A 16,343-nucleotide genomic window follows, 5' to 3' on the forward strand; every position below is an offset into this window, starting at 1 on the left:
GGGGGCCTGCGGCAGGTCCCCGGCCCGTGTGGACGCGTCCTCGCCGCCCGCCGTTGCGCTCAATGTCCCGCCTTGCTCTGCATGATCGTCACCTCGGCCTGTGCGCTGCGGTCGCCCCGGGTGAAGGAGCGCTCCAGGAAGAACTGGCCCACCATCAGCAGGCTGGTGATGGCCAGGTACCACAGGCACGCCGCCACCAGCATCGGGAACAGGTCGAAGGTGCGGTTGCCGATGGCCTGCAGCTGGAAGAACAGCTCGGTGGTCAGCGGGATCGCCGACACCAGCGAGGTGTCCTTCAGCATCGCGGTGACCTCGTTGCCGGTGGGCGGCACGATCACCCGCAGCGCCTGCGGCAGGGTGATGCGGCGCAGGATCAGCCCGCGGCCCATGCCCAGCGCCTGGGCGGCCTCGGTCTGGCCCTTGTCCACCGACAGCAGGCCGGCGCGCACGATCTCGGCCATGTAGGCGCCCTGGGACAGCGCCAGCGCCAGCAGCGCCGCCATGAACGGGGTGAGCACCTCGTTCATCGGGACGCTGTAGAAGCGGGCGTCGCCGTCCAGCCCGAGCGCGGGCATCCAGTAGTTGTCGAACGGCAGCCCCAGCTCCAGGTTCTGGTACAGGATGCCCATGTTGCCGAAGAGCACGCACAGCACCAGGCGCGGGACGGCGCGGAAGAACCAGGTGTACACCCAGGCCAGGCCCGCCAGGATCGGGTTGCCCGACAGGCGCATCACCGCGACGGCGATGCCCAGCGAGATGCCCACCGCCATGGCGAGCACGGTCAGCTTCAGGGTGGTCCACACGCCGTAGAGCACCGGCGGGGAGAACATGTTCTCCAGCAGGAACGGCCAGTTGAACTTGTCGTTCGTCACCAGCATGTTGACGAACATGGCCGCCAGGACCAGCAGGACGGCCGCGGCGATCCAGCGGCCCGGGTGGCGGACGGGCACGGCCTTGATCGGCTCGGGCGCCGCCCGCCCCTCGGTCGGGGTCGGTGTGCTCACGCGGCCCTCTTACTCCTCGACGTCGGGGTTGATCTCGGCCTTCTCGATGGTTCCCTGGTCGGCCAGGTCCCACTCGGCCAGGATCTCGTCGTAGGTGCCGTCGTCGATGATCGACTGGTAGCCGGCCCGGATCGCCTCGGTCAGCTCCTCGTTCTCCTTGTTGACCACCGCGCCGTAGGGGGCCGCCTCGTACTGCTCGCCGAGCGTCTCCAGCTGGCCGTCGGTCTGCTCGACGGCGTAGACCGCCACCGGCATGTCGGCCAGTCCGGCGTCGCTCTTGCCGGACACGATCGACTGCGTGGCCTGGTCCTGGCGCTCGTACTGGTCGATCTGGATCGCCGGGTCGCCGGCCTCCTCGCAGGCCTCGCTGCGGGCCTCGATGTCCTCGACCTGGACGGTGTTGGCCTGCACGGCCACGGTCATCCCGCACGCGTCGTCCGGGTCGACGCCCTCCGGGTTGCCCGCGGCGGTGAACCACTGGGTGCCCACGGTGTAGTAGCTCACCATGTCCACCTGCTCCATGCGCTCGGCATTGATCGTGAACGAGGAGACGCCCACGTCGTACTTGCCGCTGTCCACGCCCTCGACGATGGTGCCGAAGGTGGAGGCCTCCCAGTTCGCCTCGATGCCCATCTTGGCGGCGACCGCGTCGAACAGGTCGACGTTGAAGCCGATCACGGTGGAGCCGTCGGCGTCGAGGAACTCGCCGGGGGCGTAGCTGGCGTCCACCCCCACGGTCACCGAGCCCTGCTCCGCGACGTCGTCCGGGACCAGGGCGGCGACCTCCTCGTCCGCCTGGACCTCGGGGGCGCCGTCCCCGCCGGCGCCGTCCTCCTCGGAGGCGCCGCCGCCGCAGGCCGTCGCCGCCAGCGTGGCGGCCGCGGCTCCGGCGGCGAGCAGGCCTCTGGCGCGGAAGGGTGTCATGGGGGAGCTCGTCGGCGAGGCCACGGTGGGTCTCCTTCGGGCCGGGGGCGCGCTGGCGCCCGGACTGGCTGCGTCCGCCCGCGTCCGCGCCGGAGGCCGGGATCGGCCGACACCCGGCCGGTACCGCGGTCGTCCCATGCTCGTCCACCCGGCATGTTGCTCGGGTCACCGTTGTGAGATGATTGGGTAACGGGTCACCCCCGTGGACGAGGCGGCGCTTGGCCTGCATACCGGCCGAGCGGAGGCCGGCTCGTACGCCCCGGCCCTGGCCGGCCGGGAGCGGAGCCGTCCCCTAGCACCCACTCGCCTCCGCGCGCCGTCCACCTGATCACCCGCCCCCGTGTCATGGCCGACCGGCGGGCACCGATGTACTGAGGGGTTTGTGAGTTGACCACCCAATCGCCGCGCGAGCGGCATACCGAGCGCGATTCCGATCCGGCCTTCGCCCTGCACCGGGGCGGCAAGCTGGAGGTCCGGTCCACGGTCGACGTGAGCGACCACGCCGGGCTGTCCCTGGCCTACACCCCCGGTGTCGCGCGTGTGTGCAGCGGCATCGCCGAATCCCCCGAGCTCGTCGACGCCTACACCTGGAGGTCCAACCTGGTCGCGGTCGTCACCGACGGCTCGGCCGTGCTGGGCCTGGGCGACATCGGCCCCGAGGCCTCGCTCCCGGTCATGGAGGGCAAGTCGCTGCTGTTCAAGCAGTTCGGCGGCGTGGACTCGGTGCCGATCGCGCTGAACTGCACCGACGTCGACGACCTGGTGGAGACGGTCGCCCGGATGGCGCCCTCCTTCGGCGGGATCAACCTGGAGGACATCTCCGCGCCGCGCTGCTTCGAGATCGAGCGCCGGCTGCGTGAGCGCCTGGACATCCCGGTCTTCCACGACGACCAGCACGGCACCGCGATCGTCACCGTGGCGGCGCTGCGCAACGCGGCCCGGCTGACCGGGCGCACCCTGGGCGACCTGCGCGCCGTGGTCTCGGGCGCGGGCGCGGCCGGGGTGGCGGTCACCAAGATGCTGCTCGACGGCGGCATCGGCGACATCGCCGTGGCCGACAGCAAGGGCATGATCTACGCCGGCCGCGACGGCCTCACCCCGGTCAAGGAGGAGCTGGCGGCGATCAGCAACCGGGCCGGGCTCGAGGGCTCGATCGAGAACGCGCTCTCCGGGGCCGACGTGTTCATCGGGCTGTCCGCGGGGGAGGTGCCCGAGGAGGTCGTGGCGACGATGGCGCCGCAGGCGATCATCTGCGCGATGGCCAACCCCAACCCGGAGGTGCACCCGGACGTGGCGCGCAAGTACGCCAGCGTCGTGGCCACCGGGCGCAGCGACTTCCCGAACCAGATCAACAACGTGCTGGCGTTCCCGGGCGTCTTCCGGGGCGCGCTGGACGCGGGCGCCTCGGACATCACCGAGGGCATGAAGCTCGCGGCCGCCGACGCGCTGGCCGACCTGGTCGGCGACGACCTCGCCGCCGACTACATCATCCCGAGCACCTTCGACGCGCGGGTCGTCCCGGCGGTCTCGGCCGCCGTCGCGGAGCAGGCGCGCAAGGACGGGGTGGCGCGGGCCTGACGGGCCGGACCGCCGTTCGTGTGATCGGACGGTGGCACACGGTAGCGGATCCGGAGCGGGGTCACCGGCTCCGGATCCGTTCTGTGTGGGCCCCTCCCGTCCGCGGGGTGTGCCGCCCGCGGGTCCCGGCCCGATGCGTGGGGAGGCCAGGGGGTGTTGTGTGGGTCATGGCCGTAGCGAGCGGCGTCCAGGTGCGTCCATCGCAAGGCCACTGTGCTCCCAAGGGATCGGGGGAGTCAGCCTGGGCGTGCTGTCGACTGATGAGAACGCAGCGAGGGGCGTGCCTGGGCGTTGCGCAGTAGGCCGTGATCCACTCAACGCCCCCTAGAGCCGCCGGTCGGCCGCGGCCCCGACGAAGGCCGCCCAGGCGGCGTGCCCGAAGGCCAGGACCGCCCCCTCCGGTGCGCGCGAGTCGCGCACCCACGTGCCCTCCGGCACGTCCGCCACCTCGACGCACTGGCCGCCGCCGGTGCTGCTGTGGCTGCTCGTCCGCCAGCGGGGGTGCCGGGGGAGCTGTGGATCGATCGCGGGCATGCCGCGCCTCCTCGTATCGCGATTACTCGTCGTCCTGCGCCCGCGCCCGCATGGAGCGCTCCATCTCCGCCAGGACCTGGCGGGTCCTTTCCGGGTGCAGCGCGGCGGTGCGCAGGTGCTCGAAGGCCACCGTGTAGAAGTGCACCTCCTTGGCCTTTTCTATATAGAGGCTGCTCGTCAGGTTCTCCAAATGGACGAGTTTGGGGGTGTGGATATCGGATTCGGGGAACTCGAGGATGTCGAACGCCCCGTCGAGTCCGGAATGCACCCCGATTCCGAAAGGTACGACCTGCACGGTGACCTGCGTCCTCCGCCCGGCCTCCAGCAGGTAGGCGATCTGGTCGGCCATCACCTGCGGCCCGCCGACCGGCCGGTGCAGGACCGATTCGTCCAGCACCACCCAGACGTGCGGGGACGGCGAGCGCTCCGAGAACAGCAGTTCCCGGCGGCGGATGCGCAGCTCCACCCGGCGCTCGACCTCCTCGGGGGCGACCGAGGCCGGGTGCGCCTCCAGGAGCGCGCGGGCGTAGGCCTCGGTCTGGAACAGCCCGGGGACGATCTGCGCCTGGTAGAAGCGGAGCACGGCCGCCTCCGGCTCCAGGCCGAGGTAGACCTCGAAGCGCTCGGGCATGACGTCGCCGTACACGTGCCACCAGCCGCGCCGCCGAGACTCGCGGGCCAGCGTCACCAGCGAGGTGCGCAGGCCCATGTCCTCCACCTTGTACAGGTCGAGCAGGTCGCGCACGTCGTCGGAGTTGGTGGCGACCTGGCCGCGCTCGATCCGCGACAGCTTGCTGCCGGACCAGGCCATCCGCTCCGCGGCCTCTTCTCCGGTCATTCCGGCGTTTTCCCGCAGACGGCGCAATTCGACGCCGAGGCGGCGCCGCCGCGCCGTGGGGCTGTTGGAAGCGGACATGGTGACCTCCTGGCTGAGGGGAGTGCCGAAAGGAGAACGGAACGAGGCTACTGGACATCAGTGGGAGGTAAAGCGGGTAGGGAAAAATCAGGGAAGCAATTGCAGCGGCCGGGGCGCGAGGGGAGGATGGTCACCCGGGCGCGGACCCGGGTCTGCCGGAGCGCCACCACGCCCAGGGGGGAGCCAGCCATGAGCGCGACACTTCAGGGACCGCCTGCCCGGGAGTTCCCCGCGGTCCCCCGGGCCCGGGGCGCGGGCGCGGTGGTCATGGCCCGGTGCGGATTCCCCGGCGAGGAGCCGTACGTGCGCGAGGCGCGCGCCTTCGTACGGTCCACGCTCGCGCTGTGCCCCGCCCTGAAGGACGACCTGGTCGACGCGGCCATGCTGCTGGTCAGCGAGGTCGCCGCGAACGCCGTGAGGCACACCCGCAGCGGCGAGCCCGGCGGGCGGTTCGGCGTGGAGGTGGTGCACCGCCCCGGGGCGGTCACCGTGTCCGTGCACGACGAGGGGCCGCGCCCCGACACCCCCGGCGACCGCCCGGCGGTGCGCGGGTTCTCGCCCGACTCCGAGAGCGGCCGCGGGCTGGCGATGGTGGAGGCGATCTCCAGCGAGTGGCACACCTCCCCGATGCCCGGAGGCCGTGTGGTGGCCTTCTCGCTCGACCCCGGGGCCCGGGCCGACGGCGCCGCCGCCCATCGCTAGGGTTCGGGGCATGTTCGCTATCACCGCCGCGCGCATCGACCCCGACGACCCCGTCTCCGGCCTGGAGGCCGGCGAACGGCCCGATCCCGCCCCCCGCGACGGCTGGACCGTCGTGGACGTGAAGGCGGCCTCCCTCAACCACCACGACCTGTGGAGCCTGCGCGGCGTGGGCCTGAGCGCCGACAAGCTGCCCATGGTGCTGGGCTGCGACGCCGCCGGGGTCGACGAGGACGGCAACGAGGTGATCGTGCACTCCGTGGTGGGCGACCCCGGCGTCCCGGGCGGGGAGACCTACGACCCCAAGCGGTCCCTGCTGTCGGAGGTGTACGACGGCACGCTCGCCGAGAAGGTCGCGGTTCCGCGCCGCAACCTGGTGCCCAAGCCCGCCGAGCTGAGTTTCGAGGAGGCGGCCTGCCTGCCCACGGCGTGGCTGACCGCCTACAGCATGCTGTTCACCAAGGCGGCCCCGGCGCCCGGGTCGACCCTGCTGGTGCAGGGCGCGGGCGGCGGCGTGGCCGGGGCGCTCATCGCGCTGGCCGCGCAGGCCGGGCACCGGGTCTACGCCACCAGCCGCAGCGAGGCCAAGCGCGACCGGGCCGTGGCCCTGGGCGCGCACGCGGCCGTGCCGACGGGGGAGCGGCTCCCGGAGAAGGTGGACGCGGTGTTCGACTCGGTCGGCCAGGCGACCTGGGGGCACTCGGTGCGCTCCCTCAAGCCCGGCGGCAAGATCGTCACCTGCGGCGCCACCAGCGGCGACGCCCCTTCGGCCGAGCTGACCCGGGTGTTCTTCCTGCAGCTGCAGGTGATCGGCTCGACGATGGGCACCCGCGGCGAGCTGGCCCACCTGACCGAGATGCTGGCCCGCACCGGCGTGCGTCCCGCCATCGACCGCGTGCTCCCGCTGACCCAGGCCAAGGAGGGCTTCGAGGCCATGGCGGCGGGCGACCAGTTCGGCAAGATCGTCTTCACGGTCTGACCCCCGGGACGACCGTCAGGGCCCGGTACCGGTCACCGGGCCCTGACCGCCCTCCTCGGATTCGGCCAAGGCGGCGATCCCCTCCATGAGGTCGGCCAGCGCGTCGGCGGGGTCGTCGCCGTATCCGAAGGCATGGTGTCCGGTGCGGACCTCCGCGTGGCCGTTCCAGACCCCGTCCTCGTCCTGTTCAAGGGTGATCCTCACGGCGCCCCCCGCTCCGCACCGGGGCGCCGGGGCGTCCCGAACTCCTCGATGAGCCCGGCGAGGGCCTCCTGGAGATCGGCGAGTGCCTCCTCCGGCGTGCCGCCCTCGCCGACGGCCCCGACGCCCGGCCGTAGGGAGACGTGGGCGCACCACATTCCATCCTCGTCCCGGACCACGACGGGGGACATGCGCGTCGTTCGGCTCTCGGGCATCAGCGCACCGTGAGTTCGATGTTCTGATTGCTCGAACGGCGCTTGCGGAGGACGGCCAGGACCGTCTCCTCGAGGTCGTCCTTGGCCGCCGCGGGGGTGGGGCCCTCGCCGACGACCCTCAGGCCGCGCAGTTCGGTCCCGGCGTACCAGACCCCCTCGTCGAAGACCATCGTGTAGGGGAGCTTGACGGGGCGGTTCATCCTCGGCGGCCCTCCGTAGCGGTGTGGACGAGCCCGACATGAGAAAGGTACGCGACCGCCCCGGCGGATGCAGGGTGATCGCGTACCTGTGGACGAGTGGCCTCAGGCGGGTCCGGGCCTGTCGTCGCCCTTGGCGTCCTCAGGGCCGTCGCCGTCTCCGTCGGCTCGCGCCTCCGGCTCCGCCGGCGGGGCCTTCGGCGACGGGTCCTCGTGGACGGCGGTGGACCACGGGTCGGAGCGGTCCTCGTCGGCCGGGGGCTGGGCGAAGGGGCCCTTCGGCTCCTCGCGCTCCTCCCGGTCCTCCTGGGCGCCGGTGGTCTCCTCCTCCTCTTCGGAGGACTCCTGGCGGCCGCACGGGTGCTTCCCGCCGCCGGGGCCCCAGTGGGCCATGTCGCGCTGGATCACGTCCAGCGTGTCGTCCAGGATCCGCTTGAGGTCGCGCGCCGCCGACTCGCCCACGGCGCCGCCCTCGCGGACCACGTCGCGGACCCGGTCGGCGAACTCGTGCAGCGTCCGCTCGAACTCCGAACGGCCGCCGCGGTGCTCCCCGCCGGACGCGGAGTCGCCCTCGCCCGAGGCCCCGGAGGCCTCCTCGTCCTCGGCGGTGCGGCCGGAGCCCCACGACCCCCAGGTGCCCCACGCGCCGCCCCACGAGCCCTTCCAGGACTCGCCGACGTCCTTGGCGAGGCGCTCCCAGTCGCGCCCCCACCAGCCGCCGTGGCCGCCCTGGGCGCCCTGCCCCGCGCGCTCGCGGTCCGCGCCCTCCTCGCCGGCGGCATCGGCGGCGTCGGCGGTGTCGCCGGAACCGGCCGAGCCCTCCGTGCCGGAGGAGGCCTCCCGGGCGCGGCGCCCGCCGGAGGCGGCGTACTTCAGCTCCTCGCGCAGTGAGCTGATGGTGTCGCGCACGTCCTCCTTGACCGCGCGGGCCACGTCCCGCACCGACTCGGTGATCTCGCGCTCCAGGTCGTTCAGGTCCGCGCTGCGGCTGTTCAGCTCCTCGCGCCCCTTGTCGGTCAGCCGGTAGACCTTGCGGCCGTTGACCTCCTCATGGGTGACCAGCCCCTCCTCCTCCAGGCGGGCCAGGCGCGGGTAGATCGTCCCCGGCGAGGGCGAGTACACCCCCAGGAACCGGTCGCGCAGCAGGCTGATGATCTCGTAGCCGTGCTTGGGGCTCTCGTCCAGCAGCTTCAGCAGGTAGAGCCGGAGCCGGCCGTGGCCGAAGATGGTGCTCATGCGTTCCCCCTCGGGATCTCGGCCGGGGCGTCGGCGGCGCGGCGCAGCAGGGAGACCGCCCCCGAGACCGTGGTGGTGCTGATGGCGGCCGGATCGGGGCCGTTCCCGATCGTGCCGCCCAGCCGGGAGCGGCCGCGCAGGGCCTTGCGCTCCAGCCCGAACTCCGAGTCCAGGGCGCCGGTGGCCGAGCGCAGGTCGACGTCGGCGGAGGTCTCGGCGGGCACCCGCAGCGCCACCCCGCCGGAGATGGAGCCCAGCCGCACCTTGGCGGAGGCGGCCAGCTCCACGTCGGCCAGGACCTTGCCCGAGGCGGTCTTGGCGGCGAAGGAGGACAGCCGCCCCCCGGCCACCGCGGCCTGGCCGCCGACGCTGTTGAAGGACAGGCCGCCCTGCAGGCCGCGCGCGGCCAGGTCGCCGCTGACCGTGGAGACCTCCACGTCCCCGGTCAGCTCGTCCAGGGTGACGTCGCCCGAGGCGGTGCGCAGCTGCACCCGCCCGGCCAGCCCCGCGGCCACGATCGGCGCCGACAGGGTGGTGACCTCCACCGGGCAGTCGCGGGGGACCCGCAGGTCGACCGAGGCCGAGCGGCGCCCCACGTCCTTGTAGCCGGACAGCTGCACCGGCTTGAGCCGCTCCAGCAGCCCGCCGCCGGTCAGGTCCTCGTAGGTGATGGTGAGGATCCCGGCCTCGTGCGTGACGAGGACGGGCTCCCCCTTGATGTCGGCGACCTCGAAGGTCGCCGGATCGTCGGTGGGCAGGATGTTGACATGACCGCCGATGACACGGACGCGCAGCGCCACGATCCCGTCGAGGACCCGCGTCGTCGGCTGGTCGATGGTCCAACGCGCCATCGCGACACCTTTCGACTCGAACGCTTCTGCAATCACGATATGTCGCGTTCGCGGGCGCTTCAAGATATGTCGCGAAACATCCGGGGCGTGTCGGGGGAGACCCCGAGTCCGGCCCCGAGGCCGGCCCCGGGCGGCGCCCCCGGCCCCGAACGCCGCAGGGGACCCCCGACGCTGTCGGGGGTCCCCCATCACCGGCGCGCGGACCCGGCCCGCCTCACTCGTCCTCGTCGTCGTCGAGCCGGGCCAGCCAGGTGGCGAGCCGCTCGACGGCCGTCTCGAACTCCGGGTTCAGGTCGGTGAACGTGCGCAGCTGCTCGGAGAGCCAGGCGAAGGAGACCTCCTCCTCGCCCCGGCGCCGCTCCAGCTCCTCGATCCCGCGGTCCGTGTAGTACATGGCGCCTACTCGACCGGCGGGAACACCGTGTTGACCACGGCCTGCTGCTCCACCTCATGCCGCTTGGCCGAGCCGACCGCCGGCGAGGAGGAGGCCGGGCGCGAGACCCGGGTGAAGGGCCGGTCCAGCTGCTCGGAGAAGACCAGCGCCACGAACGGCCAGGGGCCCATGTTCGCCGGCTCCTCCTGCACCCACAGCACCTCGCCGGCGTTGGGGAACGCCGCCAGGCGCCGCCGGATCTCCTCCACGGGGAGCGGGTAGAGCCGCTCCACGCGGATGATCGCGGTGTGCTCGTCGCCGGTGCGGTCCCGGGCGCCGTCCAGGTCGTAGTAGACCTTGCCGGAGCACAGCACCACCCGGCGCACCTTGGCCGGGTCGACCTTGCGGTCGTCGATGACCGGCTCGAACGACCCCGAGGTGAACTCGGCGGCCGTGGAGGTGGCCTGCTTGGCGCGCAGCATCCACTTGGGGGTGAACACCACCAGCGGGCGCCGGTAGCCCGACAGGCCCTGCCACCGGAGCAGGTGGAAGTAGCTGGCCGGGGTGGTCGGCATCGCCACGGTCATGTTCTCCTGCGCGCACTGCTGCAGGAACCGCTCGACCCGGGCCGAGGAGTGGTCCGGGCCCTGGCCCTCGTAGCCGTGCGGCAGCAGCAGGGTCACGCTGGAGCGCTGGCCCCACTTCTGCTCGCTGGAGGAGATGTACTCGTCGATGACGCTCTGCGCGCCGTTGACGAAGTCGCCGAACTGGGCCTCCCAGCACACGAGCGCGTCCGGGCGCTCCACCGAGTAGCCGTACTCGAAGCCCAGCGCCGCGTACTCGCTGAGCAGCGAGTCGTGCACGTAGAACTTGGAGGTGCCCCGGTCGAACCGCTTGAGCGGGGTGTGCACCTCGCCGGTGGCCTTGTCCACCAGGGAGGCGTGCCGCTGGCCGAAGGTGCCGCGGCGGCTGTCCTGGCCCACCAGGCGCACCGGGTGCTCGTCCATCAGCAGCGAGCCGAAGGCGAGCAGCTCGCCGGTGGCCCAGTCGATGGTGCCGTCCTCGACCACCTTGGCGCGGCGCTGCAGCTGCGGCAGCAGGCGCGGGTGGGCGGTGAAGCCCTCGGGCAGGTCGGTCTGGGTCGCGATGATCTCCTTGACCGCCTGCTCGGAGATGGCGGTGGGGACCTGGGTGTGGTCCAGGCGCCCCTCGTCGAAGACCTCCGGCTTGACGACCGAGCCGGGCTCGACCGGCTTCTTGTCGGCCTCGCGGGTCTCGGAGAAGGCGCGCTCCAGCTCCTGCTGGTACTCGCGCAGCGCCTGCTCGGCCTCCTCCATGGTGATGTCGCCGCGGCCGACCAGCGCCTCGGTGTAGAGCTTGCGGGTGGACCGCTTGGAGTCGATCAGCTCGTACATCAGCGGCTGGGTGAAGTGCGGGTTGTCCGACTCGTTGTGCCCGCGGCGGCGGTAGCACACCATGTCGACGACGACGTCCTTGTTGAACGCCTGGCGGTAGGCGAAGGCCAGCCGCGCCACCCGCACCACGGCCTCCGGGTCGTCCCCGTTGACGTGGAAGATCGGCGCCTGCACCATCCGCGCCACGTCGGTGGCGTAGATGCTGGAGCGGCTGTCGGCCGGGGAGGTGGTGAACCCGACCTGGTTGTTGACGATGACGTGCACCGTGCCGCCGGTGCGGTAGCCCCGCAGCTGCGACAGGTTGAGCGTCTCGGCCACCACGCCCTGCCCGGCGAACGCGGCGTCGCCGTGGATGAGCAGCGGCAGCACCGTGAAGCCGTGCGGCCCCTTGTCGAGCACGTCCTGCTTGGCGCGGACGATGCCCTCCAGCACCGGGTCGACCGTCTCCAGGTGGCTCGGGTTGGCCGCCAGGGAGATCGCGATCTTCTGCCCGTCGGGGGTCTCGAAGGTGCCCGCGGTGCCCAGGTGGTACTTGACGTCGCCGGAGCCGTGCGCCGAGCGCGGGTCCAGGTTGCCCTCGAACTCGCCGAAGATCTGGCCGTAGGACTTGCCGCAGATGTTGGCGAGAACGTTGAGGCGGCCGCGGTGGGCCATGCCGATGACGACCTCGTCCAGCTCGGCGCCGGCCGCCTGGGAGATCACGCCGTCCAGCAGCGGGATGAGCGACTCGCCGCCCTCCAGCGAGAACCGCTTCTGCCCGACGTACTTGGTCTGCAGGAAGGTCTCGAAGGCCTCGGCGCTGTTGAGGCGGCGCAGGATGTGCAGCTGCTCGTCGCGGTCGAGCTTCTCGTGCTCGCGCTCGATGTGCGCCTGGATCCACTCCCGCTCTTCGGGGGACTGGATGTGCATGTACTCGATGCCGACCGTGCGGCAGTAGGTGTCGCGCAGCACGCCCAGGATGTCGCGGAGCTTCATCACCGGCTTGCCGCCGAAGCCGCCGGTGGGGAACTCGCGCTCCAGGTCCCACAGGGTCAGCCCGTGCTGCAGCACGTCCAGGTCGGGGTGGCGGCGCTGCTTGTACTCCAGCGGGTCGGTGTCGGCCATGAGGTGGCCGCGGACCCGGTAGGCGTGGATCAGCTCCTGCACCCGGCTGGTCTTGTCCAGCTGCTGGGAGGTGTCGACCGAGATGTCCTGCGTCCAGCGGACCGGCTCGTAGGGGAGCCGCAGGGAGGCGAAGATCTCGTCGTAGAAGCCGTCCTCGCCCAGCAGGAGCTGGTGGATGCGCTTCAGGAACTCCCCGGACTGCGCGCCCTGGATGATCCGGTGGTCGTAGGTGGAGGTCAGCGTCATGACCTTGCTGATGGCCAGCCGGTTCAGCGTCTCGGGGGAGGCGCCCTGGAACTCGGCCGGGTACTCCATCGACCCGACGCCGATGATGGTGCCCTGGCCCGGCATCAGCCGCGGCACCGAGTGCACGGTGCCGATGCCGCCCGGGTTGGTCAGGCTGATCGTGGTGCCCTGGAAGTCGGGCACGCCCAGCTTGTTGTTGCGGGCCTTGCGGACCAGCTCCTCGTAGGCGCTCCAGAACCCCTTGAAGTCCAGGGTGTCGGCGGCCTTGACCGAGGGCACGACGAGCTGCCGGGAGCCGTCCGGCTTCTGCAGGTCGATCGCGAGGCCGAAATTGACGTGCTCGGGCTTGGCCACCCCGGGCTTGCCGTCGACCTCGACGTAGGAGTGGTTCATCTCCGGCATCGACTCCAGGGCCTTGACCATGGCGTAGCCGATGATGTGGGTGAACGACACCTTGCCCCCGCGCGCGCGGCGCAGGTGGTTGTTGATGACGATGCGGTTGTCGAAGAGCAGCTTCACCGGCACCGCACGCACCGAGGTGGCGGTCGGCAGCGCGAGGCTGGACTCCATGTTGGTGGCGGTGCGGGCCGGGGCCCCGCGCAGCCGCTCCTCGGTGACCTTCAGGGCCTCGTCGGCCGGGGCGGAGGAGGACTCGGCGCCCGCCGCGGGCTTCTTGCCGCCGTCCTTGGCCGTCGCCGGAGCCTTGCCGTCGGCCTTGGCGGGTGCACCCGTGGCCGTCGGTGCACCCGCGGCGCCGGACGCGGCGGTCCCGGGCTTGGCGGATCCGGACTTGTAGTCGGCGAAGAAGTTCCACCACGCCTTGTCAACGGAGTTCGGGTCGTTCAGGTACTTCTGATAGAGCTCCTCGACCAACCACTCGTTCGGGCCGAAATCTGTCAGGGGTTGAGACGCCTCAGACGACACGGCGGAGATCGCCCTCTTCCGCAGCTCGCTTGTGAATGTATGGATCTGGAGATGGCCGCCAAGCAGGGCGGGCTCGCAGCGCGCCAGCTACCGCAGGCGGCGGGGACGCTTCGCCCGGCCGGCAATCTCGGTAACAGGCTAGCTGTACAGGCATGAAGATGCCGCCCCCAGACCGATACCGGACTGGGAGATACCTAACAATCATTCACAAAGTCGGCTCGCCGCACGGCTGCGGCACGCGGTGGATCGGATACCCGGACCGCCCGCGCTTCCAGGGGTTCCGTGCGCCCGTCCGGGTCCCGGAGACCATGCCCCGCCCGGCACCGGGCCAATCGTGCGGGGCGCCGGAGATTTTTTCGGAACCGGGTGCCGGTGCCCGGCGTCACACCAGGTGTGCGCGGCCGGGCAGGACGGCCGTTCCCGAGACCGGCGGGACACGGGGGTTCCGCCGGACGAGGGAGCGGGTCCGGCCGCGCACGACTTCTCTCCCCCTGCGCCCGCCCCGGCCGGGGCCCTCAGAGCTTGGAGTGGTCCCAGCTCGCGGCGTGCTCCTCCCGGACGAACACCGCCACCCGCTTGCGCCCGGCGCGCTCGATCTCCTCTCGCGCGCCCGCGGCCTCCAGGGCCTCCTCCGGGGTGCCGGTCATGGCGGCGGTCACCGCCGTGCCCACCCGCCGGACCGTCCCGGGGTCGTCGGCCGTCTCCGCGGTGCCCCGCAGCATCAGCCCGCGCAGCTCCCCGTACTCCTCCCCGTCCTCGACCAGGCAGGTGATCCGCGGGTCGCGGCGCAGGTTCACCGCCTTCTGGGAGGCGGCGTAGGTCCAGAACGCCAGGCGGCCGCCGACCAGGGCGTAGAACAGCGTCGACAGGTGCGGGGCGCCGTCCGGCCCCACCGTCGCCACCTGCACCTTCCGGTTCGCGGCGAGGAACGCCGCCCGCTCGTCGGCGGTCATGGCGATCTGGGCCCTGCGGTCGCGGCGCCGTTGCTCCACGCGGTCCTCCTCCGTCGGCCCCCGGGCCTCCCATTGTGGCGCGGGCCACTGCGGACCGATCGGGCGGGGGCGCCGCGCGCGCTTGCTCCGTGCACCGCACCACGGGCGTGTCGCCGAAATCCCCCGCCGAACACCCCCAGGGTGTGCGGATCGGTGCGTTCTCGGCGAATCCCCGGCGGAGGGGAAAGGCCCGCTCTTAGCATGGCGGAACGAATCCTCAGGGAGGTCCGTGCAGTGAAGGAGTTCGGGGAGCTCGAAGCGGCGATCATGGACGCGCTCTGGAGCGCCGACGGCCCACTCCCGGTGCGGGAGGTCCGCGCCCGCATGCATTACGGCCGCGAGGTCGCCTACACGACCGTGATGACCGTGACCACCATCCTCTTCCACAAAGGCCTGCTGCAGCGGGAGAAGTCCGGCCGGGCCTGGCTCTACCGCCCCTCCGAGAGCCGCGCCGAGTACTCCGCCCGGGTCATGGGCGAGGTGTTCAACGACTGCGGCGACCCGGGGGCCACCATCCGCCGGTTCGTGGCCGGGATCAGCGCCGAGGACCGCCTGCACCTGGCCGACGCCCTGGTCGAGACGCGCGCCGACCACCGCCCCGGCCGCCGTCGCCGCCCGACCGGCCGCGAGGTCGCCGGATAGCCGTCCTGCCGCGGATCGGCACCCGGCGGCCCACCACGCAGGGAGGGCGCACGTCTATGCTGCCCCTGTGGACGAACCCCTTGTGGAACGCATGCGCGCCTACGGCGAGACCGTGTTCGCCGAGATGAGCCGCCTGGCCGCCGAGACCGGAGCGATCAACCTCGGGCAGGGCTTCCCGGACACCGATGGGCCCCGCTCGCTGATCGAGGCCGCCGCGGGCCGCATCCGCGACGGCGTCAACCAGTACCCGCCCGGCCCCGGCAGGCCCGAGCTGCGCGCCGCCGTGGCCGCCGACCGGGCCGAGCGCTTCGGCACCGAGTACGACCCCGACGGCGAGGTCTACATCACCGTCGGCGCCACCGCGGGGATCGCCGCCTCGGTGCTGGCCATGGTCGAGCCCGGGGACGAGGTCGTGCTCTTCGAGCCGATGTACGACTCCTACGCCGCCGTGGTCTCCCTGGCCGGGGGCGTGCGCCGCCCCGTCCCGCTGCGCCCCGGCCCCGACGGGCGCTTCACCTTCGACCCGGCCGAGCTGCGCGCCGCGGTGGGCCCACGCACCCGCATGGTCGTCGTCAACTCCCCGCACAACCCCACCGGCACCGTGCTCACCCGTGCCGAGCTGGAGGAGATCGCCGCCGTCTGCCGCGAGCACGACCTGATCGCGCTCACCGACGAGGTCTACGAGCACCTGCTGTTCGACGGCGCCGAGCACGTGCCCCTGGCCTCCCTGCCCGGAATGCGCGAGCGCACCGTCGCGGTGTCCTCGGTCGGCAAGACGTTCTCGGTCACCGCCTGGAAGACCGGGTGGGTGATGGGCCCGGCGCCGCTCGTGCGCGCGGTGCAGACCGTCAACCAGTTCCTCACCTTCTCCGCCAACGGCGCGCTCCAGCTCGCCGTCGCCGAGGCGGTCACCGGGGAGCGGGAGTGGGTGCGCGGCCAGCGTGAGGCGCTGCAGGCCAAGCGCGACCGCCTCTCGGACGGCCTGGACCGGGCCGGGTTCGGCGTGCTGCGCCCGCAGGGCACCTACTTCGTCATGGCCGACGTGCGCCCGCTCGGGTTCAAGGACGGGCTGGAGCTGGCCCGCACCCTGCCGCGCACCGCCGGGGTGGCCTGCGTGCCCGCCCAGGTCCTCTACGACCGCGTGGAGGAGGGGCGCCACCTGGTCAGGTTCGCCTTCTGCAAGCGCGACGAAGTGCTCGACGACGCCGCCGACCGGCTCGTCCGCGCCTTCGCCTCCTGAGACTCCGCACCTCCCCGTCGTTGACGCTTCTATGTCAAGCGGCCAACGAGAGTGCTTGTTGCTCGCGGGCCGT

At 72.2% G+C, this 16,343-nt stretch carries 17 protein-coding genes; 5 read left to right on the forward strand and 12 right to left on the reverse strand.

The window, feature by feature from the left end; translation table 11 throughout:
• Positions 1 to 59 precede the first annotated feature (59 nt).
• Together O4J56_RS15455 and O4J56_RS15460 are read right to left on the reverse strand one after the other, a co-directional pair.
• Entirely contained in the window at positions 60 to 1,004 is a 945-nt protein-coding gene (locus O4J56_RS15455) for an amino acid ABC transporter permease (protein WP_270686481.1), read from the reverse strand.
• Positions 1,005 to 1,013: 9 nt separating this feature from the next.
• A complete protein-coding gene (locus tag O4J56_RS15460; RefSeq protein ID WP_270686482.1) occupies positions 1,014 to 1,928 on the reverse strand; it encodes an ABC transporter substrate-binding protein in 915 nt (304 codons plus the stop codon).
• Between the two features lie 387 nt (positions 1,929 to 2,315).
• Here O4J56_RS15460 and O4J56_RS15465 point away from each other — a divergent pair, with 387 nt between their 5' ends.
• Positions 2,316 to 3,506: an NAD(P)-dependent malic enzyme gene (locus O4J56_RS15465; RefSeq protein WP_270686483.1), complete on the forward strand. Its 1,191-nt coding sequence runs from the start codon at positions 2,316 to 2,318 to the stop codon at positions 3,504 to 3,506.
• 324 nt (positions 3,507 to 3,830) lie between these two features.
• On the opposite strand, the gene O4J56_RS15470 is transcribed toward O4J56_RS15465, so the two are convergent.
• The gene (locus O4J56_RS15470) at positions 3,831 to 4,040 is read right to left on the reverse strand and encodes a DUF397 domain-containing protein (protein ID WP_270686484.1); all 210 of its coding nucleotides are present in this window, start codon (positions 4,038 to 4,040) and stop codon (positions 3,831 to 3,833) included.
• A 22-nt stretch (positions 4,041 to 4,062) separates the two neighbouring features.
• Positions 4,063 to 4,956 carry a helix-turn-helix domain-containing protein gene (locus O4J56_RS15475; RefSeq protein ID WP_270686485.1) on the reverse strand — a complete coding sequence of 298 codons (894 nt, stop codon included), beginning with the start codon at positions 4,954 to 4,956 and terminating at the stop codon, positions 4,063 to 4,065.
• Positions 4,957 to 5,145: 189 nt separating this feature from the next.
• Between O4J56_RS15475 and O4J56_RS15480 the strand changes: the two genes are divergently transcribed.
• Both O4J56_RS15480 and O4J56_RS15485 read left to right on the forward strand, forming a co-directional pair.
• Positions 5,146 to 5,658, forward strand: a complete 513-nt coding sequence (locus O4J56_RS15480; RefSeq protein ID WP_270686486.1) for an ATP-binding protein — start codon at positions 5,146 to 5,148, stop codon at positions 5,656 to 5,658.
• 10 nt (positions 5,659 to 5,668) lie between these two features.
• Positions 5,669 to 6,634 carry a zinc-binding dehydrogenase gene (locus tag O4J56_RS15485; protein ID WP_270686487.1) on the forward strand — a complete coding sequence of 322 codons (966 nt, stop codon included), beginning with the start codon at positions 5,669 to 5,671 and terminating at the stop codon, positions 6,632 to 6,634.
• Between the two features lie 15 nt (positions 6,635 to 6,649).
• On the opposite strand, the gene O4J56_RS15490 is transcribed toward O4J56_RS15485, so the two are convergent.
• From O4J56_RS15490 to O4J56_RS15525, 8 genes are all read right to left on the reverse strand, one after another.
• Positions 6,650 to 6,838 carry a hypothetical protein gene (locus O4J56_RS15490; RefSeq protein WP_270686488.1) on the reverse strand — a complete coding sequence of 63 codons (189 nt, stop codon included), beginning with the start codon at positions 6,836 to 6,838 and terminating at the stop codon, positions 6,650 to 6,652.
• Positions 6,835 to 7,050, reverse strand: a complete 216-nt coding sequence (locus tag O4J56_RS15495; protein WP_270686489.1) for a type II toxin-antitoxin system HicB family antitoxin — start codon at positions 7,048 to 7,050, stop codon at positions 6,835 to 6,837. Before O4J56_RS15495 ends, O4J56_RS15490 begins: the two co-directional genes overlap by 4 nt.
• The gene (locus O4J56_RS15500) at positions 7,050 to 7,250 is read right to left on the reverse strand and encodes a hypothetical protein (protein WP_270686490.1); all 201 of its coding nucleotides are present in this window, start codon (positions 7,248 to 7,250) and stop codon (positions 7,050 to 7,052) included. Before O4J56_RS15500 ends, O4J56_RS15495 begins: the two co-directional genes overlap by 1 nt.
• Positions 7,251 to 7,352: 102 nt before the next feature.
• Complete coding sequence (locus O4J56_RS15505; protein WP_270686491.1) at positions 7,353 to 8,483, reverse strand: PadR family transcriptional regulator; 1,131 nt, start codon at positions 8,481 to 8,483, stop codon at positions 7,353 to 7,355.
• Positions 8,480 to 9,334, reverse strand: coding sequence for a DUF4097 family beta strand repeat-containing protein (locus O4J56_RS15510; RefSeq protein ID WP_270686492.1), 855 nt, complete (start codon positions 9,332 to 9,334; stop codon positions 8,480 to 8,482). The genes O4J56_RS15505 and O4J56_RS15510 overlap by 4 nt, the downstream gene beginning before the upstream one ends.
• Positions 9,335 to 9,548: 214 nt before the next feature.
• Positions 9,549 to 9,728, reverse strand: coding sequence for a DUF6104 family protein (locus O4J56_RS15515; protein ID WP_270686493.1), 180 nt, complete (start codon positions 9,726 to 9,728; stop codon positions 9,549 to 9,551).
• A gap of 5 nt (positions 9,729 to 9,733) precedes the next feature.
• Entirely contained in the window at positions 9,734 to 13,396 is a 3,663-nt protein-coding gene (locus O4J56_RS15520; protein ID WP_270686494.1) for a multifunctional oxoglutarate decarboxylase/oxoglutarate dehydrogenase thiamine pyrophosphate-binding subunit/dihydrolipoyllysine-residue succinyltransferase subunit, read from the reverse strand.
• A gap of 515 nt (positions 13,397 to 13,911) precedes the next feature.
• A complete protein-coding gene (locus O4J56_RS15525; RefSeq protein WP_270686505.1) occupies positions 13,912 to 14,349 on the reverse strand; it encodes a pyridoxamine 5'-phosphate oxidase family protein in 438 nt (145 codons plus the stop codon).
• 273 nt (positions 14,350 to 14,622) lie between these two features.
• Here O4J56_RS15525 and O4J56_RS15530 point away from each other — a divergent pair, with 273 nt between their 5' ends.
• A complete protein-coding gene (locus tag O4J56_RS15530; RefSeq protein ID WP_270686506.1) occupies positions 14,623 to 15,030 on the forward strand; it encodes a BlaI/MecI/CopY family transcriptional regulator in 408 nt (135 codons plus the stop codon).
• A gap of 67 nt (positions 15,031 to 15,097) precedes the next feature.
• Complete coding sequence (locus O4J56_RS15535) at positions 15,098 to 16,270, forward strand: pyridoxal phosphate-dependent aminotransferase (RefSeq protein ID WP_270686495.1); 1,173 nt, start codon at positions 15,098 to 15,100, stop codon at positions 16,268 to 16,270.
• Positions 16,271 to 16,343 lie beyond the last annotated feature (73 nt).

The sequence above is a fragment of the Nocardiopsis endophytica genome, from assembly GCF_027706725.1.
Classification (GTDB): domain Bacteria; phylum Actinomycetota; class Actinomycetes; order Streptosporangiales; family Streptosporangiaceae; genus Nocardiopsis_A; species Nocardiopsis_A endophytica.

Excerpts from the sequence above, each read along its gene's own strand:
- O4J56_RS15495 (WP_270686489.1), bottom strand. The coding sequence starts at position 7,050 with ATGCCCGAGAGCCGAACGACGCGCATGTCCCCCGTCGTGGTCCGGGAC.
- O4J56_RS15460 (WP_270686482.1), bottom strand. The coding sequence starts at position 1,928 with ATGACACCCTTCCGCGCCAGAGGCCTGCTCGCCGCCGGAGCCGCGGCC.
- O4J56_RS15480 (WP_270686486.1), top strand. The coding sequence starts at position 5,146 with ATGAGCGCGACACTTCAGGGACCGCCTGCCCGGGAGTTCCCCGCGGTC.
- O4J56_RS15485 (WP_270686487.1), top strand. The coding sequence starts at position 5,669 with ATGTTCGCTATCACCGCCGCGCGCATCGACCCCGACGACCCCGTCTCC.
- O4J56_RS15470 (WP_270686484.1), bottom strand. The coding sequence starts at position 4,040 with ATGCCCGCGATCGATCCACAGCTCCCCCGGCACCCCCGCTGGCGGACG.
- O4J56_RS15475 (WP_270686485.1), bottom strand. The coding sequence starts at position 4,956 with ATGTCCGCTTCCAACAGCCCCACGGCGCGGCGGCGCCGCCTCGGCGTC.
- O4J56_RS15515 (WP_270686493.1), bottom strand. The coding sequence starts at position 9,728 with ATGTACTACACGGACCGCGGGATCGAGGAGCTGGAGCGGCGCCGGGGC.
- O4J56_RS15500 (WP_270686490.1), bottom strand. The coding sequence starts at position 7,250 with ATGAACCGCCCCGTCAAGCTCCCCTACACGATGGTCTTCGACGAGGGG.
- O4J56_RS15525 (WP_270686505.1), bottom strand. The coding sequence starts at position 14,349 with ATGACCGCCGACGAGCGGGCGGCGTTCCTCGCCGCGAACCGGAAGGTG.
- O4J56_RS15505 (WP_270686491.1), bottom strand. The coding sequence starts at position 8,483 with ATGAGCACCATCTTCGGCCACGGCCGGCTCCGGCTCTACCTGCTGAAG.
- O4J56_RS15510 (WP_270686492.1), bottom strand. The coding sequence starts at position 9,334 with ATGGCGCGTTGGACCATCGACCAGCCGACGACGCGGGTCCTCGACGGG.